Genomic DNA, 25,147 nt, shown 5'->3' on the forward strand with positions numbered 1-25,147 from the left:
GGCAATGACGGCGCTGGGCATGCCGGCGCTGACTGACGGCATACGGTCGAAACAGACGGAACCGTGCTAATCCCGTTAGGTCACACCAGTTCCACTTCCACCACGCCCGGCACCGCGCGCATCGCCGACGCGATCTGTGGCGAGACGCGGTAACGGTTGGGCAATTCGATCTCGACCTCGCCCTGCGCCTCGTCCTTGATAACGATAATGCTCACCTGACTGTCGCCGCGCTGGGTAAGCTGCGATTGAATCGCCGACGCCGGTCGGTCATTCCTGACAAAGATGCGCAAGGCCTTCTGGATGCGGCTTGCCTCGTCCTCCAGCGACTGCACGGTCTGGATGCGCAGATTGACGCCTTCGGGCCTGTCCTCGGCCGAAACGGTGATCACCACCGAACGGCCGGGCTCGAGCAGGTCTCGATACTGCGCCAGCCCCTCGGAAAACAGCACCGCCTCATACTGGCCCGACGTGTCGGAAAACTGCACGACGCCCATCTTGTTGCCGGTACGCGTCTTGCGCTCTTGTTTGGTGGTGACGGTTCCGGCAAGCCGCCCGGCGGCAGCACCGCGTTTGACGGCGGCCGAGAACTCGGCCCAGGTCTGCACCCGCATCTTCTGCAGCGCCGCCTTGTATTCATCCAGCGGATGGGCGGAGAGATAGAAGCCGACCACCTGAAATTCACGGTGCAGGCGGTCGGCGGCAAGCCATGGGTCGGTCGCCGGCAGGTTGAGCGCCTGCGACTGCGCGCCGAGCGAGGCGCCGAAAATGTCGTGCTGGCCCGACATTGCATTCTGCTGGGCAAGCGACGCCAGCCCCATCATCCGCTCGACGCCCGCCATCATCGCGGCGCGGTCGTGGCCGAAGCAGTCGAGCGCGCCGGCCATGATCAGGCTTTCGAAGACGCGCTTGCCGACGATCTTCGGGTCGACCCTTTCGCAGAAATCGGCGAGGTTCTTGAACGGTTTTTCGCCGCGCATGGCGACGATATGCTCGACCGCCGCGTCGCCTACGCCCTTGAGCGCGGCCAGCGAATAGAAGATCCGGTTCTCGCCGACTTCGAAGGCGCGGAAGCTCGTCATCACCGAAGGCGCCACGACATCGATGCCGAGGCGCAGCGCATCCTGGCGGAAATCGGCGAGCTTGTCGGTGTTGCCCATGTCGAGGGTCATCGACGCGGCCAGGAACTCGACCGGGTAGTGCGCCTTCAGATAGGCCGTCTGGTAGGAGACGACCGCATAGGCGGCGGCATGCGACTTGTTGAAACCGTAGTCGGCGAACTTTGCCAGCAGGTCGAAAATGAAGTCGGCTTGCGGCTTGCCAACGCCGCGCTCGACCGCGCCGGAAACGAAGCGCTCGCGCTGCTTGTCCATCTCGGCGCGGATCTTCTTGCCCATGGCGCGGCGCAGCAAATCGGCCTCGCCCAGCGAATAGCCGGAGAGCTCCTGCGCGATCTGCATAACCTGTTCCTGGTAGACGATGACGCCTTGCGTCTCCTTCACCAGATGGTCGATCTTCGGGTGGATCGACGCCATCTCCTCCTCGCCATGCTTTCTGGCGTTGTAGGTCGGGATGTTCTCCATCGGCCCCGGCCGGTAAAGCGCGACCAGCGCGATGATGTCCTCGATACAGTCGGGCCGCATGCCGATCAGCGCCTTGCGCATGCCGGCACTTTCCACCTGGAACACGCCTACCACTTCGCCGCGCGACAGCATGGCGTAGGTGTCGGGGTCGTCGAGCGGAATGTGGGCGAGATCGATCTCGATGCCGCGGCGGCGGATCAGCCTGACCGCGGTCTCCAGCACCGTCAGCGTCTTCAGGCCGAGGAAGTCGAACTTCACCAGCCCGGCCTGCTCGACATACTTCATGTTGAACTGGGTGACCGGCATGTCGGAGCGCGGGTCGCGGTACATCGGCACCAGCTCCCACAGCGGCCGGTCGCCGATGACGATGCCGGCGGCGTGCGTCGAGGCGTGGCGGTAGAGTCCTTCCAGCTTCTGCGCCATGTCGAGCAGCGTCTGCACGATCGGCTCGCGCTCTGCCTCTTCGGCAAAGCGCGGCTCGTTGGCGATGGCGTCGGCGAGCTTGACTGGATTGGCCGGGTTCGACGGCACCATCTTGGAGAGCTTGTCGACCTGGCCATAGGGCATCTGCAGCACGCGGCCGACATCGCGCAGCACCGCGCGGGCCTGCAGCGTGCCGAAGGTGATGATCTGGCCGACCTGGTCGCGGCCGTATTTCTGCTGGACGTAGCGGATGACTTCCTCGCGCCGGTCCTGGCAGAAATCGATGTCGAAGTCGGGCATCGATACGCGGTCGGGATTGAGGAAGCGCTCGAACAGCAGCGAGAAGCGCAGCGGATCGATGTCGGTGATGGTCGTCGAATACGCGACCAGCGAGCCGGCGCCCGAACCGCGGCCCGGCCCGACCGGAATGCCTTGCGCCTTCGCCCATTTGATGAAGTCGGCGACGATCAGGAAGTAGCCGGGGAACTTCATCTTCTCGATGATGCCGAGCTCGAATTCCAACCGTTCGCGATATTGTTCGACCGTGTAGCCAGGCGCCAGTCCGTGTGCGGCGATCCGCGCCTCCAGCCCTTCATGCGCCTGTCTGGCAAGCTCCTGCGCCTCCGCCTTCACCGCCGCATCGGCGTCAGCGACATCGCCGCCGGCAAAGCGCGGCAGGATCGGGTTGCGGGTCTTGGGATAATAAGAGCAGCGCAGCGCGATCTCGACGGTGTTGTCGATCGCTTCGGGCAGATCGGCGAACAGCCTCGCCATGTCAGCCTGGCTTCTCAGAAAATTGTCGGGCGACAGGCGGCGGCGATTGTCGACGGCGACGACCGAGCCTTCGGCGATGGCGATCAGAGCGTCATGCGCCTCATAGTCGTCGCGCGAGGAGAAAAACGCCTCGTTGGTGGCGACCAGCGGCAGGTCATTGATATAGGCGAGATCGACCGACGATTGCTCGATGGCCCGGTCATAGCCGGAAACCCGGTCCAGCTCGACATAGAGCCGGTCGCCGAACAACGCCTTGAGCGCCAAAAGCCGCGCCTCGGCGAGGTCGCGGCGGTCCTCCTTCAAGGCATTGCCGATCGGGCCGCGCGGCCCGCCGCTGAGACAGATCAGGCCGTCGCAATGGCCTTGCAGCATTTCGGTCGTCAGATGCACCGCCTCGCCGGGCGGCGTTTCGAGATAGACCCGGCTGACCAGCCTGACCAGATTGCTGTAGCCGGCCTCGGTCGCCGCGATCAAAACCACCGGCCGCATCTCCGGGCCTTGCCGCCTGCGGTCGCGCTGGCTGTCGCTGGCTTCGCCGGAAAAGGCGAGAGTGGTCTGGCAGCCGATGATCGGCTGGATGCCCTCCTTCACCGCTTTCTGCGCGAATTCGAGCGCTCCGAACAGATTATTGGTGTCGGTGACGGCGATGGCCGGAGCCTCATCCTTGACCGCATGGCCGACAACCGTGCTGAGCTGCAAGGCGCCTTCGAGCAGCGAATAGGCCGAATGCACGCGCAGATGGATGAACGGCCGCGCCGGCACTTCCGGCCGCGACGCCTTCATAAAAGCCTCGCGCCGCAAAGGGTCGCGTGGAAGTGTCTCATTCGCCATGGTTTTTTAGCGCCGCTTGAAAGGACTCAGTCGATGAAGATGTATTGTCCGGCACCGGACGATGCGAGTCCAGCAATTGCCAAGCCTTGCAAGTTCGCGATCGTTGCTTTGTGACGGCATCTATGCTAGGAATATATGCATGGTGCTGATTTGCGCCAACGACCCCCCGCCGAGGCGGGTTTCTATTTTCAGCGTCACGCGAATTCCATAATCACCGCATCGACCGCGAGACTGTCGCCCGGCTTCGCCTTGAGTTTCGACACGGTGAGATCGCGCTCGGCGCGCAGCACGTTTTCCATCTTCATCGCCTCGACCACGGCCAGCGTCTCGCCGGCCTTGACCTCCTGCCCCTCGGCAACCGCGATCGACACGACGAGGCCGGGCATCGGGCAGAGCAGCATCTTCGACGTGTCCGGCGCCACTTTTTCCGGCATCAGCCTCTCGAGCTCGGCGGTGCGCGGCAGCATGGCGCGTGCGGTGACCGACATGCCTTTCCAGGCGATGCGAAACCCGTTCAGCACCAGCCTGATCTGCGCGGCAACCCTGCTATCGCCGACCGTGCCGCGCCAGATTAGGTCGCCCGGCCGCCAGTCTGACATCACCGTCAGCGCCTTGCCGCCGTCGATCGACAGATCGAGCTTCATTGGAATGGAAATCATGCCTTCGAGTATCGAGGCCAAAAGGTAATCCTCTCCGATCTTGACCACCCAGTCGCGTTTCAGGGCACCCGAATGCGGCGCCAGCCGCCCGCCCAGTCGGTCGAGCCGGTCGCGGCGCAGCAGTTCGACCGCGGTGACAATCGACGCGAGCACGGCCTTCTCCTCGCTATCAGGCACGATCGGCGCGAACCCGTCAGGATATTCCTCTGATATGAAGGCGGTCGATATCAGCCCTTCCCGCCAGCGCGGATGCTGCATGAGTGCTGCCAGGAACGGTATGTTGTGCTCGATGCCGTCGACGACGAAGCTGTCGAGCGCTTCCGACATGGCGTCGATCGCGGCGAGCCGCGTCGGCGCCCAGGTGCACAGCTTGGCGACCATCGGGTCATAGAACATCGAGATTTCCGACCCCTCGGTGACGCCGGTATCGTTGCGGATGACGATTTCGCCGAACTGTCCCTCTTCCGGCGGCCGGTATCTCGTCAGCCGGCCGATCGACGGCAGGAAATTGCGATACGGGTCCTCGGCGTAGAGCCGGCTTTCAACCGCCCAGCCGTTCAGCTTGACGTCACTTTGCTTGATAGCGAGCTTCTCGCCGGCAGCTATGCGGATCATCTGCTCGACCAGATCGATGCCGGTGACCAGCTCGGTCACCGGGTGCTCGACCTGCAATCGCGTATTCATTTCAAGGAAATAGAAGTTTTTTTCGCTGTCGACGATGAACTCAACCGTGCCGGCGCTCTGATAGTCGACCGCCCTGGCCAGCGCCACCGACTGCTCGCCCATGGCTTTCCGTGTCTTGGCGTCGAGGAAAGCTGAAGGCGCCTCTTCGACGACCTTCTGGTTGCGGCGCTGGATCGAGCATTCGCGCTCGCCGAGATAAAGCGCGTTGCCATGCGCGTCGGCCAACACCTGGATCTCGATGTGGCGCGGATCGACCACGAACTTCTCGATGAAGACGCGGTCGTCGCCGAACGAGCTTTTGGCCTCCGAACGCGCCCGGTCGAACCCGTCGCGCACCTCGGCCTTGCTCCAAGCGATGCGCATGCCCTTGCCGCCGCCGCCGGCCGAGGCCTTGATCATCACGGGATAGCCGATCTCACCGGCTATTTTCTCGGCATGGCCGGCATTCTCGATGACGCCAAGCCAGCCGGGCACGGTCGACACGTTTGCAGCGTTGGCGAATTTCTTCGATTCGATCTTGTCGCCCATCGCCCTGATCGCTCTGGGTTTTGGGCCGATGAAGACGATGCCCTCCTTCTCCAGCGCCTCACAGAACGATGCGCGTTCGGACAGAAATCCGTAGCCGGGATGCACGGCTTCAGCACCCGTCGCCTTGCAGGCGGCGATGATCTTCTCCGGCACCAGATAGCTCTGCGAGGCCGGCGAAGGCCCGATATGCACCGCTTCGTCGGCCATCTCGACATGCACGGCGTCGCGATCGGCGTCCGAATAGACCGCCACGGTTGCGATGCCCATCTTGCGCGCCGTCTTAATGACGCGGCAGGCGATCTCGCCACGATTGGCGACCAGGATTTTTGTGAACATGCGGGTTTTGTTCCCTCGGCTGCCTTTCTTTTATGGGCTTCGCCCAGCCGGTCAAGGCCCCGGCTGATCAAGGCAAGTTGGCGCATATCCCGGGCGCAAGTCGCCTAGTGACGACCAAACCCGGCTATGAACTGTCAATTCGTCCCATAGTCCAGAACCTGCAGATACGCTAATGCTCGGCCCCGATTGCAGATTTGCCCTGAGAGGAGATTCCCGATGAAAACCCGTGCCGCTGTCGCTGTCGCCGCCGGAAAGCCGCTGGAGATCCTGGAGGTCGACCTCGACGGCCCGCGCGCGGGCGAGGTGCTGGTCGAGATCAAGGCGACCGGCATCTGCCACACCGACGAGTTCACGCTGTCGGGCGCCGATCCCGAAGGCATTTTTCCGGCGATCCTCGGCCATGAGGGTGCAGGACTCGTCGTCGATGTCGGCAAAGGCGTCACCTCGGTCAAGAAGGGCGACCACGTCATCCCGCTCTACACGCCGGAATGCCGGCAATGCCCGTCCTGCCTATCCAGAAAGACCAATCTGTGCACCGCGATCCGCGCCACGCAAGGGCAAGGCCTGATGCCGGACGGCTCGTCGCGCTTCTCGATCGGCAAGGACAAGATCTTCCACTATATGGGCTGCTCGACCTTCTCCAATTTCACCGTGCTGCCCGAGATCGCGGTGGCCAAGGTCAATCCCGACGCGCCCTTCGACAAGATCTGCTACATTGGCTGCGGCGTCACAACCGGCATCGGCGCGGTGATCAACACGGCCAAGGTCGAGATCGGCGCCACGGCCGCCGTCTTCGGCCTCGGCGGCATCGGGCTCAATGTCATCCAGGGACTGCGCCTTGCCGGCGCCGACATGATCATCGGCGTCGACCTGAACAACGACAAGAAGGAATGGGGCGAGAAATTCGGCATGACGCATTTCGTCAATCCGAAGGAGATCGATGGCGATATCGTGCCGTATCTCGTCAACATGACCAAGCGCGGTGCCGACCAGATCGGCGGTGCCGACTATACGTTCGACTGCACGGGCAGCACCAAGGTGATGCGGCAGGCGCTTGAGGCATCGCACCGCGGCTGGGGCAAGTCGGTCGTCATTGGCGTTGCCGGCGCCGGCCAGGAGATCTCGACGCGGCCGTTCCAGCTCGTCACCGGCCGCACCTGGATGGGCACCGCCTTTGGCGGCGCGCGCGGCCGCACCGACGTGCCGAAGATCGTCGACTGGTACATGGACGGCAAGATCGAGATCGACCCGATGATCACCCACACGCTGAAGCTCGAGGACATCAACAAGGGTTTTGACCTGATGCATGAGGGCAAGAGCATCAGGAGCGTGGTGGTTTACTAGGTGAAGTAGGTTCAAATTCGTGTTCGTATTCGCTTCATTGACTGTGAAAAGTCGACGATCCATCGAATACGGAATTTTGGCGAGGACTTATGGCGCAGCTATAGGGCAAACAATCGCGTTCAGATCGATTTGGGAGAGATCGATCGTGCGACAGACGAAATCAACTTTCTCGTACGTGATCCGTTTTTGCAGAGGAGCCTGACCGACGTGCATCGCTTGCTAAAAGCGCACCTCATGGAAAACGAAGCGGTCATCAATACCGAGTCGGCATGACGACTAGCATCAATCAAGTACAAGTTTACGTCGATGCTGATGCCTGTCCGGTGAAGGCCGAGGTCGAGAAAGTCGCCGAGCGCCATGGCGTCGTCGTCACCTTCGTCTCCAATGGCGGCCTGCGCCCGTCGCGTGATCCGATGGTCCGCAACGTCGTCGTGTCCAAGGGCGCCGACGCGGCGGACGACTGGATCGTCGACAATGCCAAGCCCAACGACATCGTGGTGACATCAGACATCCCGCTTGCCGCCCGCACGGTGGCGCTCGGCGCCCATGTGCTTGGGCCGACCGGGCGCCCGTTCACGCCGGAAACGATCGGCATGGCGGTGGCGATGCGCGACCTCAAGCAGCATCTGCGCGAGACCGGCGAGAGCAAGGGCTACAATGCCAGTTTCGCGCCGCAGGACCGCTCGCGGTTTCTCGGCGAGCTCGACCGCATCTTGCGGCGTGCGCTGAAATCCGCCGCACTGGGTTAGCGCTTCGACCTCGAACCGGACGTCAGCGCAGCAAAACCGGGAATCGATCTTCGGCATCATGCGCACAGGCAAAAGTGCTATAATGTCCGAATCCTAAAAGACGAGCGGCGGTAAGACAGACCGCCATCAGGGGCCGGGCCATGACGACCGAGACGCCGCTGAAGAAACCACTGCATCGCCACATGCAGTTCGCGGTGTCGGCCTGCATCGGTGTAGTGGCACTGGCGATCGCGTTGGTTTTGCGCGCACCCATCGCCTATTCGATCGGCGCCAATGCGTTCTTCGCCGCCTACACCGTCATCGTCATCGCCCAGATGCCGCTGCTCACCGGCCGCTATCTGAGCAAGAATGCCCGCGCCACCGACCAGCCGGTGCTGGTCATCTTTGCCGTGACGCTGATTGTCGTCGCCGTCGCCATCGTCTCGTTGTTCCAGTTGATCAATCGAGGGGGCAGCCCACATCCTGTCGAACTCACCTTCGCGCTGGTGTCGATCCCGCTCGGCTGGTTCACCATCCACGCCATGACGGCGCTGCACTACGCACATGTTTATTGGCTGAACGATGAAGAGACCGACCCCGGCAGCAAAGCGAAGCAGAAAAAGCCCGTCGGCGGCCTCGTATTTACCGGTAAGGAGCGGCCGGACGGCTGGGATTTCCTCTATTTCTCGACCACCGTCGGCATGACCTCACAGACCTCCGATACCACTGTCTCGACCACGCATATGCGTCGCATCGTGCTTTTGCATTCGATCGTGTCGTTCTTTTTCAATACAGTGATCGTCGCAGCAGCGGTCAACCTCGCCGTCAGTCTTGGAAGCCAGTAGTATCGGGTAGCTCGTAATAATTCCGTGATCGGATGAAACATCGCTTTGGCTGGCAACGTATTGGGAGGAGAACGATCGGAAAGGCCGACTGAGCGGCCGGGAGACGCGAAAAAATGGAATCGGTTGCCAGGAGCCAATCCGCCATCGAGCCAGATACTGCCGCGCCGAAGGATGCAACGCTGATCTACCGGCAGTCGCGCTGGACGCGGCTGACGCATTGGCTCTGGGCCATCTCGCTGTTCTTCATGCTGCTTTCCGGCCTGCAGATCTTCAACGCCCGCCCCCAGCTCTATATCGGCAAGGAGTCGGGATTCGCCTATGACAACACCATCTTTGCCATCGGCGCCGAGAACACCGCAAACGGCCCGCGCGGCTACACCGAAATCTTCGGCAAGCGCTTCGATACGACCGGTGTGCTCGGCTGGTCGGGACCGGCGGGTCGGGAGACGTCCCGGGCTTTCCCGTCTTGGGCGACGATCCCCTCCTATTACGACCTCGGCACCGCCCGCGTCGTCCATTTCTTCTTCGCCTGGATACTAACCACGACGCTGGTCGTGTGGCTGGTCGCCAGCCTCATCAACGGCCATCTGCGCCGCGATCTTGCCCCGCGCATCGACGATCTCAGGCGTTTGCCGCGAGACATCGCCGATCATGCCAGGTTCAAGTTCCGTCACAGACGCGAATACAACACGCTGCAGAAGATGGCCTATGGCGGCGTCATGTTCGTGCTGCTGCCGCTGATGATCATCACCGGCCTTGCCATGTCGCCGAGCATGAACGCGGTGCTGCCGTTCCTCAACGATCTGCTTGGCGGCAGGCAGACGGCGCGGACGATCCATTTCATCGTGATGCTGCTGCTCGTCGCCTTCTTCATCATCCATATCCTGATGATCTTCGCCGCCGGCCCGATCAACGAGCTGCGTTCCATCATCACCGGCTGGTACCGAACCGACCCGCCGGCGCATGGCAGCAAGACGCCTCAGAGGAGTGCGTGAGATGGCGAAGTTTGTGATCAGCCGCAGAAAATTCCTGACCTCGGCCAGCCTCGGCGTCTCCGGTATCATGCTCTCGGGTTGTGACGCCTTCGACAGCCAGCTTCGCGTCGGCGACGGCCTACGCAGCTTCCTCGAAGGCGCCAATGGCCTGACCTGGCGCGCGCAACGCCTGCTTGCCGGCGATTCGCTGGCGCCGGAATTCACCGAAGCCGACATCCGCCAGCCGCAGCGGCCGAACGGCGTCACCGCGCCGGACGACGATGTCTACAAGGGCCTGCTCGCCAACAATTTCGCCGACTGGCGGCTCGAGGTTTCCGGCCTCGTCGAAAAGCCGCTGTCGCTGACCCGCGAGCAATTGATGAACATGCCAAGCCGCACCCAGATCACCCGCCACGACTGCGTCGAAGGCTGGAGTTGCATCGCCAAATGGACCGGCACGCCGCTGTCGCTGGTGCTTGATCAGGCGGTGGTCAAGCCGCAGGCGCGCTACGTCATGTTCCATTGCCTCGACACGATCGACCGCAGCCTGTCCGGCGACATCAAATATTACGGCTCGATCGATCTGATCGATGCCCGTCACCCGCAGACGATCCTTGCCTATGGCTTGAACGGCAAGCCGCTGCCGGTCGAGAACGGCGCGCCGTTACGTGTCCGCGTCGAGCGCCAGATCGGCTACAAGATGCCGAAATATCTCACCAAGATCGAACTGGTCGACGGTTTCGCCACTATTGGCGGCGGCAGGGGCGGCTACTGGGAGGACAATGGCTACGACTGGTACGGCGGCATTTGACCCCAGAGCATGATCCCGAACCGAAGGTCAGCGCAGCAAAAAGTGAGAACCGGTTTTTGGAAAAAGATCATGTTCAAAGGAAAGTAGGCGCGATGCTCAGTAACTGTCATCGCTGTCATCGCCATCGCTGCGCAGGGCCGGATTCAAGTCCGGATTGTCATCGGGGGTGACAAGCTTGCCCAGTCCGTGCGGGCCCTGATAGTTGCCGTGGGTGTCGAAATTCGGATTGCCCTGATTGTCGAATTGCGGCGTCGGATCGATCCATTGGTCGTCACGGCGATGGCGCGGCTTCGGGTAATAACTGTCGGAATGGTGGCGATGGGAGTTGTTGTTGTCGAGAATGGCGCCAACCACGCCGCCGACGATTATAGCCGCGGCCAGGTCGCCGGCAGAAGGGTTGCGGCCGGAGCCGGCGACCAGGAATTCCGCCGAGCAGCCATCATCGACCCAAATGCCGCCGCGGTCATAATCCCAGCTTCTGCCTTGGACGCAGCGCGACTTCGAAAGCTGAGAGGTCAATTGCACGCCGCGCCGCGTGTCGACACCGCAGTAGGAATAGCGGTGGTTCACACTGGAGCAGACCACGCGTCTGGCGCCTGCCGCCTGCGCGGTGTCGGGCAGCAGCGAGAGCTTCGCCGGATTGCCCAGGGTGCAGGCCAGGAACACCATCGAGCCGCTGATCGCCATCCGTGCCGACATTGCAATTCTCCAACCCGATCCGCTATCGACAGAATGGCATCCTCGTGTAAATCTGACAACCAGGCGGTTGCAGCGGGATCTATCATGCACTCAAAAATGATCGCCACGATTGCACTTGCGCTTTCCGCCTGGCTGGCGTTGGCGGCGCCATCCGCCTGGGCGGACGACAGTCTCAAGCACATCATCGACCAGAAGACGCTGACGGTCGGTGTGGCGCTCAATCCACCATGGATCCTCAAGAAAGCCGACGGCAAATTCGCAGGCTACGATGTCGACCTGACCAGCGCGCTTGCGTCCGACCTTGGCGTCGACCTGAAGCTGGTCGAAGTGCCTTGGAACGATCTCAAGGCACGGCTGCTCAAGGGCGATTTCGACATGATTGCGGCGGGCTACGCCAGCACTCCGGAACGTGCGCGCGAAGTGGTATTCTCCGACCAGACCGGCGCTGCCGATATTCGCATGGTGGCGACGATCGCCAGCCTCGGCAAAAAGCCGGGAAAGGCGGTGGCCGCGCCGGGATACAAGATCGCCGTGCTATCCAATTCCACGGATGAAGCCGCCGCGAAGGAAGCATTCCCCAAGGCGACCATCCTCTCCTTCGACAATACATCAGATGTTTTCGCCGCGGTCATCGGCGGCGAGGCACACGCGATGGTCGCCACATCGCCAACGCCGCAGATGGCCGCCAGGCTCTATGATGCGAAGTTGACAATGGTGGGTGGCCCGCTGTTGCGGACGCCGGAGGCGTTTGCGATGCGGCCGGACGATATCCGCCTGATCCAATACGTCAACAACTGGATTGACGCGCGTACCGCTGATGGCACCATCACCGGCGTGCGCCGCTACTGGTTCGGCAGTTTCAAATGGATGTCGCGGTTCGACACCAGCGTCAAGCCGGAGCCTGCCAAGCAATAGTTTTGCGACAGTTCAAGGGTCCTGGCCGGGGTGCAGCCGTCTAAGCGACCTTGTCGCCCAGCGCCCCGAGCGCCGGATGGATTTCCGGCGAGGTCGTTAGCGAAGACTTGTCGGTAAGGTGTCGCTGGCAGGTGACAAGGTGTCGTCCACAGGCTATGGATGACGAGTCGAGGGCTCAAATTGAGTCCTACCTGTTTGCGGGAGAGAGCAGCGAGAGCTGCCGCCGAAGGGGAAATCGCCCGAAATCTCTCAGGCAAAAGAACCGTAGACGGGAAAGACACTCTGGAAAGTCGGGGCTTGCCCCCGCGCCGAAGGTGTAAGCGCTGCCGACAGAGTTACGGGGCGCGAGTCTCTCAGGCTTCAGACAGAGGGGCACGGACTGGCCGCCATTCGCGGCCGATTGCGTGCGACTCTGGAGACGACATGACGGGCGACATCAAACACCTTCCCCTCGAAGACCTTCACGTGGCCGCCGGTGCGCGCTTTGGCGCGTTCGCCGGCTGGTCGATGCCGCTGACCTATCCGGCCGGCGTGATGAAGGAGCACCTTCAGACCCGCGAGCATGCCGGCCTGTTCGACATCTCGCACATGAAGCTGTTCGAGATCAGTGGGCCGGGCGCAGAGGCACTGCTCAATCGCGCCTGCCCGTTCGACGCCGGCGCGCTTGAGATTTCCCAGTCCAAATACACGTTCTTTCTCAACGAAGCGGCCGGCATCATCGACGATCTGATCGTCACCAGGCTCGGCCAACAACGCTTCATGGTTGTCGCCAATGCCGGCAATGCCGAAGCCGACGACAAGCACCTGCGCGCACTTGCCGGGGTTTTTGATGCCAAGGTGGACGCACTGGACCGCGTCTTCCTGGCGATCCAGGGGCCCGAAGCCTGGGCCGCCCTGTCCCGCGCCGGCATCGAGACCGGATCGCTGCTGTTCATGCATGGCTTTGAGCCCCGCGAAAACTGGTTCATGAGCCGGTCGGGCTACACCGGCGAAGACGGTTTCGAGATCGGCCTGCCGGAAGCCGACGCGCGAAATCTCGTCGCCAGGCTGCTCGAGGACGAGCGCGTGATGTGGGTTGGGTTGGCCGCCCGTGACAGCCTGCGGCTCGAAGCAGGCCTGTGCCTGCACGGGCTGGACATCACACCGGAGATCGACCCGGCCAGCGCCGGGCTGATGTGGGCGATTCCGAAGGAAGTTCGCGCCTCTGGCACTTTCATCGGTGCCGACGCATTGCGTGCGATCCTGGAGCGCGGCCCGGCGCAAAAACGCGTCGGCCTGAAACCGCAAGGTCGACAGCCTGTGCGGGCTGGAGCGTCGCTTTTCAATGCGGTTGGGAAACCGGTCGGACATGTCACCTCCGGCGGCTTTGGCCCTTCGGCAGGTTTTCCCGTCGCCATGGGTTACGTCGAAACGCCGTTGGCTTCATCGACAAGCCCACTCTTCGCCGACGTTCGCGGGACGAAAATCCCGATCGATATCAATCCCCTGCCCTTCACGCCGCATCGCTATCGCAAAGGATGAATCTTCTCATGGCAAAAACCTATTTCACCGAAGATCACGAATGGCTCCGCGTCGAAGGCGGTGTCGCCACCGTTGGCATCACCGACTACGCACAGGAGCAACTCGGCGATCTCGTCTTCGTCGAATTGCCGGAGCTTGGGAAAAAGCTGGCCAAGGGCGATACCGCCGTCGTGGTCGAATCCGTCAAGGCGGCATCGGACGTCTATGCACCGGTCGACGGCGAGATCACCGAGGCAAACACCTCGCTCTCGTCTGATCCGTCCCTGGTAAATTCCGCGGCGACCAGCGACGGCTGGCTGTGGAAGATGAAGCTGGCCGATGAAAGCCAGCTCGAAGGCCTCCTGGATGAGGCCGCCTACAAAGCCCATATTGGTTGATAGCAGGATCAAGAAGATGACTGCAGCATCTTACCCCTTCTCGGCCCGCCATATCGGCCCCGGCCTCAATGATGTCAGAGCCATGCTGGCGACGATCGGCGTTCCCTCAGTCGAGACCCTGATCAGCCAGGCTGTGCCGAAATCGATCCGGCTCGACCGGCCGCTGGCCTTGCCCGCACCGGCGAGCGAAGCGGAGGCGCTGGCCGAGCTTTCAGCGACAATGGCAAAAAACACGGTGCTGAAGAGCTTCATCGGCGCCGGCTACCACGGCGTGCACGTGCCGCCGGTCATCCAGCGCAATCTGTTCGAGAACCCGGCCTGGTATACGGCCTACACGCCCTACCAAGCCGAGATCAGCCAGGGCCGGCTCGAAATGCTGTTCAATTTCCAGACGCTGGTCACTGAGCTGACCGGCCTGCCGGTAGCGTCGGCCTCGCTGCTCGACGAAGCGACGGCGGTGGCCGAGGCGGTCGGCATTGCGTTGCGCCATCACCGCGACAAGCGGACCAAGGTGGCGCTTGCCGGCACGCCGCATCCACAGACGCTAGACGTCGTGCGCACCCGTGCCGAGCCGCTCGGCATCGAGGTCGACGGCGACACGATCGACGACAACACCGCCGCTCTGCTGGTCTCCTGGCCTGATACGTTTGGCGTCTATGGCGACCATAAGGCAGCAATCGAAAAGGCCCACGCCACCGGCGCGCTGGTCGTCTTCATTGCCGATCCGCTCGGGCTGACGCTGACCGACGCGCCGGCTAGGCTTGGCGCCGACATCGCTGTCGGCCCAATGCAGCGCTTCGGCGTGCCGATGGGCTTTGGTGGGCCGCACGCCGCTTATTGCGCCGTCTCCGACAGGCTGACGCGGCTGATGCCCGGCCGCCTCGTCGGCCAGTCGACCGACAGCAAAGGCCGCGCCGGCTATCGTCTCGCCTTGCAGACGCGCGAACAGCATATCCGTCGCGACAAGGCGACCTCCAACATCTGCACGGCGCAGGCGCTGCTCGCCAACATGGCGACGGCCTATGCGATCTGGCATGGCCCTGCCGGCCTGCAGGCGATTGCCGGCCGAATCCATGCATTGGCCAACCGCTTGGCAGCCGGCCTTAGGGCATCAGGCGTTTCTGTCGTTGGCGCAAGCCGCTTCGACACGGTGACGGTGGAAGAGAAAGGCAGAGCCGGCGAGATCGCCGCCGCTGCTGAAAAGACCGGCCGGCTGCTGCGTGTCATCGACGCCGACCACATCGGCATCAGCTTCGATGAGACCTCGACCGACGCCGATCTGGACGCGATCGCGGCGCTGTTTGGCGCCAAGGCGGGCGCCGCTGCCGGCAGCACCATGCCCGGACAGCCGCGCGGCAAGGAGTTTCTCACGCAGCCGGTGTTCCACGACAACCGTTCGGAAACCGAGATGATGCGCTTCCTGCGCCGGCTGGCCGACAAGGACTTGGCGCTCGACCGCGCCATGATCCCACTCGGCTCCTGCACGATGAAGCTCAACGCCGCCGCCGAGATGATGCCGGTGAGCTGGCCAAGCGTCGCCAATCTGCATCCGTTCGCGCCGGCCAGCCATTCGGCAGGCTACCGCGCTATGGTCGGCGAACTGGAAGGCTGGCTGTCGGAGATCACCGGCTTCGATGCGGTCAGCCTGCAGCCCAATGCCGGCAGCCAGGGAGAGTATGCCGGATTGCTCGCCATTCGCGCCTATCACCGCTCGCGCGGCGAAGGCCATCGCACCGTCTGCCTGATCCCGTCCTCCGCGCATGGCACCAATCCGGCGAGTGCGGCGATGGCCGGCATGAGCGTTGTCGTCGTGCGCTGCACCGAGGACGGTAATATCGACATGGACGATATGAGTGCCAAGGCCAATGAGCATTCCAAGAATCTCGCGGCGCTGATGTTCACCTATCCCTCGACGCATGGCGTATACGAGGAAGGCGCGCGCCATCTCTGCGCCCTCATCCATGAGCATGGCGCACAGGTCTATTTCGACGGCGCCAACCTCAACGCCTTGGTCGGCCTCGCTCGCCCCGGCGACATCGGCGCCGATGTCTGTCACATGAACCTGCACAAGACCTTCTGCATCCCGCATGGCGGCGGTGGCCCAGGCGTCGGCCCGATCGGCGTAAGGGCGCACCTCAAGCCCTATCTGCCGGGCCATGTCACCGAAGGCTCGGCGCATGCCGTGTCGGCCGCACCGTTCGGCAGTGCTTCCATCCTGCCGATCACCTGGATGTATATCCGCATGATGGGCGCCTCCGGCCTGAAGCAGGCGACCGAGACGGCGATCGTTTCCGCCAACTACGTCGCGACGCGGCTCGCCCCGCACTTCCCGCTCCTCTACAAGGGCCGGCACGATCGCATCGCCCATGAGTGCATCCTCGACACCCGCGTGCTCAAGGAGAGCTCCGGCATCAGCGTTGACGATATCGCCAAGCGGCTGATCGACTATGGCTTCCATGCGCCGACCATGTCGTTTCCGGTGGCCGGCACGCTGATGGTCGAGCCGACCGAGTCCGAGCCCAAGAGCGAACTCGATCGCTTCTGCGATGCGATGATCGCGATCTCGGGCGAGGCGGCCAAGGTGGCGAAAGGCGAATGGCCCTTGACCGACAATCCGCTGGTCAATGCGCCGCATACCGCCGCCGAGGCGCTGGCTGGCCAGTGGACCCATCCCTATTCGCGCCTGGAGGCGGCCTATCCGGCCGGCGATGCCGACACATCAGCCAAATACTGGCCGCCGGTGTCGCGCATCGACAATGTCGCCGGCGACCGCAACCTCGTCTGCTCCTGCCCGCCGCTGTCGGAATATCTGGGCGCGGCGGAGTAGACCATGATCCCAAACCGAAGGTCAGCGCAGCAAAAAGTGGAATCCGGTCTTCGGACAAGATCATGGTCTAACAAGAAGATAGAAGCCTCAATCAGGCAGAACGCAAGGCCGGCGCATCGGCCTTGCTCGCCTTGTTGTGGGAGACGACGCGATTTCGCCCGGCGCGCTTTGCCGCATAGAGTGCGGCGTCGGCTTCCGCCAACACATCGTCGAGACTGGTGCCGCCGGTCCCGCCGAAGCCGATGCCGCCGCTGACCGTGCTGCGCAACGGACCAAGCTGGGTGGCCACGACTTCCGCGCCGAAGGCGACGCTGATCTTGCTCGCAATGTCGTAAGCCTTCTCTTCCGTCATCCGCGACATGACCAGCACGAATTCCTCGCCGCCCAGCCGGAAGGCGTCGACGCCGGTCCTGGCGTATTTCCTGATGACAGCGGCGAAGCGGCGCAGAACCTGATCGCCGACCGGATGACCGAATACATCGTTGGTTCTCTTGAAGTGGTCGAGGTCGAACATGGCCACGGACATGAACGGACCGAAGACCCGCTCGCCGTAGAATGCCGTCAACGCCCGCCGGTTCATCAGCCCGGTCAATGGGTCGGTCATGGTCTCGGCCTTCAATTCGATCTGCGCCTGTAAATGGTGCAGGGAGAGCGTCAGTGCCCCGAGCCCGGTCATGCAGGCGACCGCCACGACGGAGTTCAACCGTTCGGCCCAATTGTCGGGCGCAACGCCGAGCATCCATTGGCCCTTGACCAGCAGGACCGCGCCGCAAAGTACGAAGGATAGCGCACAGATGCCGCTCAGGAACGAAACGACCAGCAGAATCCGGCGATCGTGACCACCGCCCTTGATCCAGAACATCACCCCGATAAGCGAGAGCAGCGCCGTTACCGTCGCGTAGGTGACGATGAAACCGACACCGTCGAGGCCGAAATACGTCGCGCCTGCGCAAACAGCCATCGCAGCCAAGGTCGGCAGGATGGCGCGCCTGTAGTCGCGCACGCCGAGATACTGCATGGCCGACAGGCAGATGATCAGAAAGCCCAGGCTGAGAAGCGCAAGCACAATCTGGCAAAGCCAGGGGCTGGGATGCCTGGCATAATGCCAGAACAAGACCACATGCGCGACGAGCACGAGAATGCCGCAAGCCACCGTCAGGACGAAGCGGGCCTGCGGCGCGGCGAACCATATCGCAAACATGGTGATGCTGAGGCACATGCCCGACAGCGCCGCCGCGAGCAGGAGCGAACTGTAATCCAACATGCGTAAGCGACAGCCTCTTGAGAGTTCCGCTGCATTCTAGGGAGGCGGCAGTCCGCGGATACCGTTTTCAGCCAACCTTCCGATGCAACCTTCGGAAAAGGTTTACAAAGCGTCGATGCGCTCGACGCATTTCCGCCGCTTGGTTGTCGAATGGTTTTGCGGTAAGAGGCTCAATCCTCGAACGTAACAGGAACCTCCGTCGCCTGCCCGCAAAAAGCGTGGCAGTATCGGGTGGTGATTCGCAGCATCGGAATCCAGGACCAGCATGGACGACAATAACGATCTTTTCGGCACTATGGACAAGCAGCCGCAACCGGTTCGCGCCACCGCGCGCCCGGCCGACCCGCTGGTGCAGGCGGCGAAGCGCCCGGCATCCCGCGACGGCAGCGAGAGCTACAGTGCCGCCGACATCGAGGTTCTCGAAGGGCTGGAGCCGGTGCGGCGGCGGCCCGGCATGTATATCGGCGGCACCGACGACAAGGCGATGCACCATCTGTTCGCCGAGGTCATCGACAATTCGATGGACGAGGCGGTAGCCGGCCACGCGACTTTCATCGATGTCGAGCTTTCAGCCGACGGATATCTGGCCGTGACCGACAATGGCCGCGGCATTCCGGTCGATCCGCATCCGAAATTCAAGAAGCCGGCGCTCGAAGTCATCATGACGACGCTGCATTCGGGCGGCAAGTTCGACTCGAAGGTCTACGAGACCTCAGGCGGCCTGCACGGCGTCGGCGTCTCCGTCGTCAACGCGCTGTCGGACCATCTCGAGGTCGAGGTCGCACGCGGCCGCCAGCTCTATCGCCAGCGTTTTTCACGCGGCGTTCCGGTGACCGGTCTCGAGCAGCTCGGAGAGGTGCATAACCGCCGCGGCACCAAGATCCGCTTCCATCCCGACGAGCAGATCTTCGGCAAGGGTGCTGCTTTCGAGCCGGCGCGGCTCTACCGCATGACGCGCTCGAAGGCCTATCTGTTCGGCGGCGTCGAGATCCGCTGGACCTGCGACCCCTCGCTGATCAAGGAGAAGGACACGACGCCGGCCAAGGCCGAGTTCCATTTTCCCGGTGGCCTAAAGGACTATCTAAAAGCGTCGCTCGGCGACGAATTCCAGGTCACCCGCGAAATCTTCGCCGGCAAGAGCGACAGGCAAGGCGGCCACGGCTCGCTCGAATGGGCGGTGACCTGGTTCGGCGGCGATGGATTCCTCAATTCCTACTGCAACACCATTCCGACCGGCGAAGGCGGCACGCACGAGGCCGGCTTCCGTAACGTCTTGACGCGAGGCTTGCGCGCCTACGCGGATCTGGTCGGCAACAAGCGCGCTTCGATCGTCACCTCGGAAGACGTCATGATCTCGGCGGCGGGCATGCTGTCGGTGTTCATCCGCGAGCCGGAATTCGTCGGCCAGACCAAGGACAGGCTGGCGACGATCGAGGCGATCAGGATCGTCGAGACCGCTATCCGAGACCCCTTCGATCACTGGCTAGCCGACAACCCGCAGGAAGCCTCAAAACTGCTCGAATGGGTGATCGCGCGTGCCGACGAACGGGTGCGCCGCCGGCAGGAAAAGGAAGTCTCGCGCAAGAGCGCGGTGCGCAAGCTGCGCCTGCCCGGCAAGCTCGCCGACTGCACGCAGAATGCCGCTGCCGGCGCCGAACTCTTCATCGTCGAGGGCGATTCGGCCGGCGGCTCGGCAAAACAGGCGCGCGACCGCGCCAGCCAGGCGGTGCTGCCGCTGCGTGGAAAGATCCTCAACGTCGCCAGCGCCGGCAACGACAAGCTGGCCGGCAACCAGCAGATTTCGGACCTGATCCAGGCGCTTGGCTGCGGCACGCGCTCGAAGTACCGCGACGCGGATCTGCGCTACGACCGGGTCATCATCATGACCGACGCCGACGTCGACGGCGCCCACATCGCTTCGCTGCTGATCACCTTCTTCTATCAGGAGATGCCGAGCTTGGTCCACGGCGGCCATCTCTATCTGGCGGTGCCGCCGCTCTACTCGATCCGGCAAGGCGGCAAGGTCGCCTATGCCCGCGACGATGCGCACAAGGACGAACTTCTGCGCACCGAATTCACCGGGCGCGGCAAGGTCGAGATCGGCCGCTTCAAGGGGCTGGGCGAAATGATGGCCGCCCAGCTCAAGGAAACCACCATGGACCCGAGGAAGCGCACGCTGCTCAGGGTCGATGTGATTGACGCCGAGGCCGCAACCAAGGATGCGGTCGACGCATTGATGGGCACCAAGCCGGAAGCCCGCTTCCGCTTCATCCAGGAACGCGCGGAGTTCGCCGAGACGGAAGTGCTGGATATCTGAGCTAACTCGCTCGCGTCGAATGCGGAGATGAGCGTGTGACCTGGGACCGGCTGCGCAGCGATCTTGCCGCGAGGTTCGCCGGCGTCACGCGACCGACGCACTCGGATTGGATTTTCGCTCTGCGCACGGTTTCGGCCGGGCTGATCGCACTTCTCGCCGCCTACGCGCTCAAGCTCGACCACCCGCAATGGGCGATGATGACGGTGTTCATCGTTGCCCAGCCGGTCGCCGGCATGGTGCTGGCGAAAGGTTTTTACCGGCTGCTCGGCACACTGGCCGGCGCGCTGGCGGCGATCGGCACCACCACGGTCTTTGGCGCCAACCTCTGGCTGCTCGTCACGGTGCTTGCCGTCTGGATCGGCCTTTGTACCCTCGTCTCGTCGCTGCTGCGCAACCCGGAAGCCTATGGCGCTGCGCTTGCCGGCTACACGGCGATGATCATCGGCCTGCCGGCTTTCGGCCAGCCACATCTCGTCGTCGATCTCGCCGTGGCGCGCTGTGGGGAGATCGTGCTTGGCATCGTCTGCGCCGCACTGACCAGCCGGCTGATCCTGCCGAAACTGGCGGCTGACGCCATCATCGGCAGGCTGAAGCGCTGCATCCTCGACCTTGCCGTCTATGCTGGCGGCGCGTTCTCCGACAGCGATGCGGCAACCCTTGCCAACCTGCACCGAAAGCTGGTCGCAGACGCCCAGACGCTGGGTGAAATGCGCGCCTATGCGAGGCTGGAAGCGCCGAGCTTCGCGACGCGCGCCTATCCGGTCCGCCGCACTATCGGCCAGCTTTTGTCGGCGCTGTCGGCGGCGCGCGCTCTGTATGCCCATGCCGCACCGAAAAACGCAGTCCTCATACCCGTGCGCACCGAGCTGAAGGTTTTCGTCGGCGAATTGGCAGAAAAACCGGGTGCGCTGGACGACACAGCACCCTGGATAGCGCGGCTCGACGCGATCGTTGCCGAAGCACGGCGGATGCCCGACATGCCCGCCGCAAAAGGCGATGACAGGGCAGGCGCAGTCACCCGCCTCACCATCGCCGCCGATTTCGCGGAGGCCCTGAAGCAAGTGCTGCGCGGCCTGGACGCCTTACGAGCGCCGGCCCCGCGCCTTACGCGTGAACGCAGGCAGCCGGCGCTGGTCGTGCACCGCGACTACCATGCGGCGTGGCGAAACGCCGTGCGCGCGGCACTTGCGACACTGCTGGTCGCCGCTTTCTGGCTGACGACAAAATGGTCCGAAGCGGCGGGCACGGTCATCCTTGTCGCCGTCGTCTCCAGCCTGTTTGCCGCGCGCCCCGATCCCGTGCAATCGGCCTGGGGCTTCTTCAAGGGGACGTTGCTGGCCCTGCCCTTCGCATTTCTCGTCGGTCAGGTCGCGCTCCCCGCTCTGCCCGGCTTCGGCTGGTTCACGCTCTTCGTCGTGCCGATCCTGGTTCCCGCGGCGCTGGCGATGGCCAATCCGCGCTATGTCGGCGTGGCAACCGCCTTCGCCATCAATTTCCTTGCCTTCCTCAGCCCACATCAGGCCATGACCTACGACCCCGGACCGTTTTTCGCCGGTTCGGCATCGATCTTGGTCGGCATTCTTCTGGCGATCGGCGTCTTCCTCACGGTACTGCCCGCCGATCCGTGGGTCACCGTCGGCCGTATCGTGCGAGCCATGCGGGAAGATCTGGCGCGCCTCTGCCTGCATGAGCGCGTGCCGAGACGCGAGGCCTTCGAAAGCCTCGCCTACGACCGGGTCAACCAGTTGATGCCGCTCATGCAGCGCACCGGCAGCAAAGGCGACGCCGTTCTCGGCGGCAGCATAGCCGCAGTCACGGTTGGCATCGAGATCCTGCGGCTGCGCAATGCGCAGCAAAGTTCAGCGATTCCCGCCGAACCCGCGCTTTCGATCACTAGTTTCCTGCGAGGACTGGCGCGCGAACTGCTTTTCCGGCGAGCCGGCGAGCCGCAAACGGCGACCATCACTGTCGCGCGGCAATATGCGGCTGGCATCGCCGAGCGAAGCGAGGCGGCCGACATGCTGCAGATAGCGGCCTCATTGCGCATCATCGCCGCGGCGATCGAGGATTTTCCGGATTTCTTCGCGAAGGATAGGGTCTAAGCCGCCGCTATCGCCAGCGCATGGCCGCGCGCATTTTCGCGCAGCGCATCGAGATGGATCGATTTGACCAGTCCGGCGAGACCGCCTTCGGCGGACTGCCCGCCGAGTTCCTTCAGCATCAGCCAACTGACTTCCTGGACGCCGGCCAGGCGCTTGCCATTGGCAACCTCGCGCCAGATCTTCAGCGCACGCAGAATGATCGCGTGCGTGATCGCGGCAAGGCCGGCACTGCGGAACAGCGCCTGCAGCGCCACGTCGTGCCCGCCGGCCAGAAGCGCCCTCACCCGTTGTTCGGATTGCTGGCTGAGCGCGACCAGCGCCGAACCGAAGAAATCGACCTTGCCATGCGCGATGGTGCGAATGATGAAGCTTGCGGTCAGGTCGCCGCGCAGGCGCAGATGCTCGATGAGCGCCGCATGTTCTTCGTGGCGGGTGCCTTCGATCAGCGTCACGGAAGCCTTGACGCAGGCATCGCGCATGACGCGCTCGGCTCTGGCTGCGCCCATAAGAGCCACGACAAGCGGAGATCCTTTTAGGGTTTCTCCGAGCTTAACCAGAAGCATATGCCGGCAATCAGCGGGCAGCCGCGCATCCGATATCAGCGCCTCGCGCACCAAAGGCAGATGGCCATGGCGTTCCGCGATACGGCGGAAGCTGAGTGAAGCGATGTCGGCGCCGCTGTTGGCGAGAAGCGTGGCGCAGGCTTCCGGCTCGCCGATTTCGGCAATCGCCGCGGCGACCGCCATGGAGACGCGCGGACGATCCGCGATCAATTTCTGCGTCGCGTTCTGGCCTCCGGCGATGCGGTCGATCAGGTCGGCGTCGGTAAGAAGCGGCGAACGCGCCAGCACCAGGCTCGCGACCTCCGGCTGATCGGACGCCAGCGCGCTGATGATCTGCAGCGGCGCGTGATGGCTCATCGACAGCGCTTCCGCAATCGCCAGCCGCACTTTGGACGAGGCATCGTCGAGCAGCAGGGTCAGCGCGGCCTCCGCCGCGCAGCGGTCCTCGAAAGGCAGATCGGCATTGATGTAGGCGCGGGCCAGAGCACTTGCTGCCGCAGCGCGCTCCGAGACCCTTGCCGTGTAGATCCATTTCAGGAAATGCGAAACAACCATGCCGTCCGCTACGCCCCTGGCCCGAGTCCGTTCCCGCCCCAGGGAAGACCGTAGGCAGAAATGGTTTACGAACGGTTCACCATGTTTGTTAACTGGCTTGCGAGCGCGGTATGCAGCGCCTATCAACCCTTGAAGAACGAAGGAGATCGACCATGGCCGGGCTTTATCTGGAAGAGTTCGTCGTCGGCCATGTCTTCCGGCACACGCTGCGTAAAACCGTTACCGAAAGCGACAATATGCTGTTTTCGGTAATGACGCTGAATCCGCAGCCGCTGCACATCGATTTCGACTTCGCTGCTAAGAGCGAATGGGGCAAGCCGCTGGTCAATTCGCTGTTCACGCTCGGCCTGATGATCGGGATTTCGGTGAACGACATCACCGTCGGCACCACCATCGCCAATCTCGGTATGAAGGAGACGGTGTTTCCGCATCCGGTGTTCCACGGCGACACCATCCGCGTCGAGACCACGGTGGTGTCGGTGCGCGACTCCAAGTCGAAGCAGGACCGTGGCATCGTCGAGTTCGAGCACCGCGCCTACAACCAGAACGATGTGCTCGTCGCCAAATGCACAAGGCAGGCGATGATGATGAAAAAAGCGGCCTGACCGATGCGTTCGTTGCTCTTCGTTCCCGGCGATTCCGAAAAGAAGCTGGAAAAGGCGTTTGGCGCCGGCGCCGACGTGGTCATCGTCGATCTCGAGGATTCGGTCGCGTCACAAAACAAGGCTTTGGCACGCGACATCGCCGCACGCTTCATCACCGAACAACGGCATCAAACCAAGTCCGCGGTCTATATACGCATCAACGATCTCTCGACCGGCTTGCCGGACGACGATCTGGCGGCACTAGTTCCGGCAAAGCCCGACGGCATCATGCTGCCGAAGTCGAACAGCGGACAGGATGTCCAGCATCTCTCGGCCAAGCTCAGGGTGCACGAGGCCGAAGGCGGGCTGCCCGATGGTGCAATAAAAATCCTGCCAATCATTACCGAAACAGCCGCCGGCGTGCTGGCGGCTGCGACCTACGCAAAGGCCAGTGAGCGGCTCGTCGGCGTCACCTGGGGCGCGGAAGATCTATCGGCCGCGATCGGTGCACGCACGGCGCGCGACGAGAACGGCCGCTACACCGATGTGTTCCGTTTCGCCCGCACCATGACCATCCTCGCCGCAAGTGCTGCGGAAGTCGCGGCGATCGACACGATTTTTCCCAGTTTTCGCGACATGGCGGCCTTCGAGGCGGAATGCGCCAAGGCAGAGCGCGACGGCTTTACCGGCAAGATGGCGATCCATCCGACACAGGTGCCGGTCATCAACGCCGCCTTCACGCCGTCGACCGAGGCGGTGAAACACTCCATGGCGATCATTGCCGCATTCGAAGCGGCTGGAAATCCCGGCGTGGTCGGCATCGACGGCAAGATGTACGACCGGCCGCATCTCAAGCTGGCCGAGCGGCTTCTGGCACGCGCCAAGGCGGCGGGAATCTCCGTTTAG

At 63.1% G+C, this 25,147-nt stretch carries 18 protein-coding genes and 1 riboswitch; of the genes, 13 read left to right on the plus strand and 5 right to left on the minus strand.

What is annotated here, in order from left to right; translation table 11 throughout:
* Positions 1 to 80: 80 nt before the first annotated feature.
* On the minus strand, positions 81 to 3,560 hold the full coding sequence (dnaE, locus tag EOC94_RS28450; protein ID WP_185928341.1) for a DNA polymerase III subunit alpha: 3,480 nt from the start codon (positions 3,558 to 3,560) through the stop codon (positions 81 to 83).
* Positions 3,561 to 3,802: 242 nt separating this feature from the next.
* Positions 3,803 to 5,815: an acetyl/propionyl/methylcrotonyl-CoA carboxylase subunit alpha gene (locus EOC94_RS28455; RefSeq protein ID WP_127294806.1), complete on the minus strand. Its 2,013-nt coding sequence runs from the start codon at positions 5,813 to 5,815 to the stop codon at positions 3,803 to 3,805.
* Positions 5,816 to 6,031: 216 nt separating this feature from the next.
* On the opposite strand from EOC94_RS28455, the gene EOC94_RS28460 reads away from it, so the two are divergent.
* The 5 genes from EOC94_RS28460 to EOC94_RS28480 all read left to right on the plus strand — a co-directional run bounded on the left by EOC94_RS28460 (position 6,032) and on the right by EOC94_RS28480 (position 10,517).
* Positions 6,032 to 7,159 carry an S-(hydroxymethyl)glutathione dehydrogenase/class III alcohol dehydrogenase gene (locus EOC94_RS28460; protein ID WP_127294808.1) on the plus strand — a complete coding sequence of 376 codons (1,128 nt, stop codon included), beginning with the start codon at positions 6,032 to 6,034 and terminating at the stop codon, positions 7,157 to 7,159.
* Positions 7,160 to 7,428: 269 nt separating this feature from the next.
* Positions 7,429 to 7,908 (plus strand): YaiI/YqxD family protein, encoded by a 480-nt coding sequence (locus EOC94_RS28465; protein ID WP_164897927.1) that lies wholly within the window; start codon positions 7,429 to 7,431, stop codon positions 7,906 to 7,908.
* Between the two features lie 140 nt (positions 7,909 to 8,048).
* A complete protein-coding gene (locus EOC94_RS28470) occupies positions 8,049 to 8,732 on the plus strand; it encodes a DUF1345 domain-containing protein (protein ID WP_127294810.1) in 684 nt (227 codons plus the stop codon).
* 113 nt (positions 8,733 to 8,845) lie between these two features.
* Positions 8,846 to 9,727 carry a cytochrome b/b6 domain-containing protein gene (locus tag EOC94_RS28475; protein WP_095485387.1) on the plus strand — a complete coding sequence of 294 codons (882 nt, stop codon included), beginning with the start codon at positions 8,846 to 8,848 and terminating at the stop codon, positions 9,725 to 9,727.
* A 1-nt stretch (position 9,728) separates the two neighbouring features.
* Positions 9,729 to 10,517: a molybdopterin-binding protein gene (locus tag EOC94_RS28480; RefSeq protein ID WP_127294812.1), complete on the plus strand. Its 789-nt coding sequence runs from the start codon at positions 9,729 to 9,731 to the stop codon at positions 10,515 to 10,517.
* A 96-nt stretch (positions 10,518 to 10,613) separates the two neighbouring features.
* On the opposite strand, the gene EOC94_RS34395 is transcribed toward EOC94_RS28480, so the two are convergent.
* On the minus strand, positions 10,614 to 11,216 hold the full coding sequence (locus tag EOC94_RS34395) for a DUF3011 domain-containing protein (protein ID WP_206616855.1): 603 nt from the start codon (positions 11,214 to 11,216) through the stop codon (positions 10,614 to 10,616).
* An 84-nt stretch (positions 11,217 to 11,300) separates the two neighbouring features.
* On the opposite strand from EOC94_RS34395, the gene EOC94_RS28490 reads away from it, so the two are divergent.
* The 4 genes from EOC94_RS28490 (at position 11,301) to gcvP (ending at position 16,856) form a co-directional block, all read left to right on the plus strand.
* Complete coding sequence (locus EOC94_RS28490) at positions 11,301 to 12,131, plus strand: transporter substrate-binding domain-containing protein (RefSeq protein ID WP_164897928.1); 831 nt, start codon at positions 11,301 to 11,303, stop codon at positions 12,129 to 12,131.
* A gap of 188 nt (positions 12,132 to 12,319) precedes the next feature.
* A riboswitch (glycine riboswitch) is annotated at positions 12,320 to 12,406 on the plus strand.
* A gap of 148 nt (positions 12,407 to 12,554) precedes the next feature.
* Positions 12,555 to 13,652 (plus strand): glycine cleavage system aminomethyltransferase GcvT, encoded by a 1,098-nt coding sequence (gene gcvT / locus EOC94_RS28495; protein WP_127294816.1) that lies wholly within the window; start codon positions 12,555 to 12,557, stop codon positions 13,650 to 13,652.
* 8 nt (positions 13,653 to 13,660) lie between these two features.
* A complete protein-coding gene (gene gcvH / locus EOC94_RS28500) occupies positions 13,661 to 14,029 on the plus strand; it encodes a glycine cleavage system protein GcvH (RefSeq protein ID WP_095485586.1) in 369 nt (122 codons plus the stop codon).
* Positions 14,030 to 14,045: 16 nt separating this feature from the next.
* Positions 14,046 to 16,856, plus strand: coding sequence for an aminomethyl-transferring glycine dehydrogenase (gene gcvP, locus EOC94_RS28505; RefSeq protein ID WP_127294818.1), 2,811 nt, complete (start codon positions 14,046 to 14,048; stop codon positions 16,854 to 16,856).
* Positions 16,857 to 16,947: 91 nt separating this feature from the next.
* Here gcvP and EOC94_RS28510 read toward each other — a convergent pair whose 3' ends face one another.
* Positions 16,948 to 18,120: a GGDEF domain-containing protein gene (locus tag EOC94_RS28510; RefSeq protein ID WP_126106371.1), complete on the minus strand. Its 1,173-nt coding sequence runs from the start codon at positions 18,118 to 18,120 to the stop codon at positions 16,948 to 16,950.
* Positions 18,121 to 18,385: 265 nt separating this feature from the next.
* Between EOC94_RS28510 and parE the strand changes: the two genes are divergently transcribed.
* Together parE and EOC94_RS28520 are read left to right on the plus strand one after the other, a co-directional pair.
* Positions 18,386 to 20,437 (plus strand): DNA topoisomerase IV subunit B, encoded by a 2,052-nt coding sequence (gene parE / locus EOC94_RS28515; protein ID WP_095485393.1) that lies wholly within the window; start codon positions 18,386 to 18,388, stop codon positions 20,435 to 20,437.
* Between the two features lie 35 nt (positions 20,438 to 20,472).
* Positions 20,473 to 22,539: an FUSC family protein gene (locus tag EOC94_RS28520; protein ID WP_126106370.1), complete on the plus strand. Its 2,067-nt coding sequence runs from the start codon at positions 20,473 to 20,475 to the stop codon at positions 22,537 to 22,539.
* Here EOC94_RS28520 and EOC94_RS28525 read toward each other — a convergent pair.
* Entirely contained in the window at positions 22,536 to 23,657 is a 1,122-nt protein-coding gene (locus tag EOC94_RS28525; RefSeq protein WP_127294820.1) for a DUF2336 domain-containing protein, read from the minus strand. The two genes, EOC94_RS28520 and EOC94_RS28525, sit on opposite strands and share 4 nt — an antisense overlap.
* 152 nt (positions 23,658 to 23,809) lie before the next feature.
* On the opposite strand from EOC94_RS28525, the gene EOC94_RS28530 reads away from it, so the two are divergent.
* Positions 23,810 to 24,262, plus strand: a complete 453-nt coding sequence (locus tag EOC94_RS28530) for a MaoC family dehydratase (RefSeq protein WP_095485396.1) — start codon at positions 23,810 to 23,812, stop codon at positions 24,260 to 24,262.
* 3 nt (positions 24,263 to 24,265) lie between these two features.
* A complete protein-coding gene (locus tag EOC94_RS28535) occupies positions 24,266 to 25,147 on the plus strand; it encodes a CoA ester lyase (protein WP_127294822.1) in 882 nt (293 codons plus the stop codon).

It is taken from the genome of Mesorhizobium sp. M6A.T.Ce.TU.016.01.1.1 (assembly GCF_003997065.1).
In the GTDB taxonomy this organism is placed as follows: domain Bacteria; phylum Pseudomonadota; class Alphaproteobacteria; order Rhizobiales; family Rhizobiaceae; genus Mesorhizobium; species Mesorhizobium mediterraneum.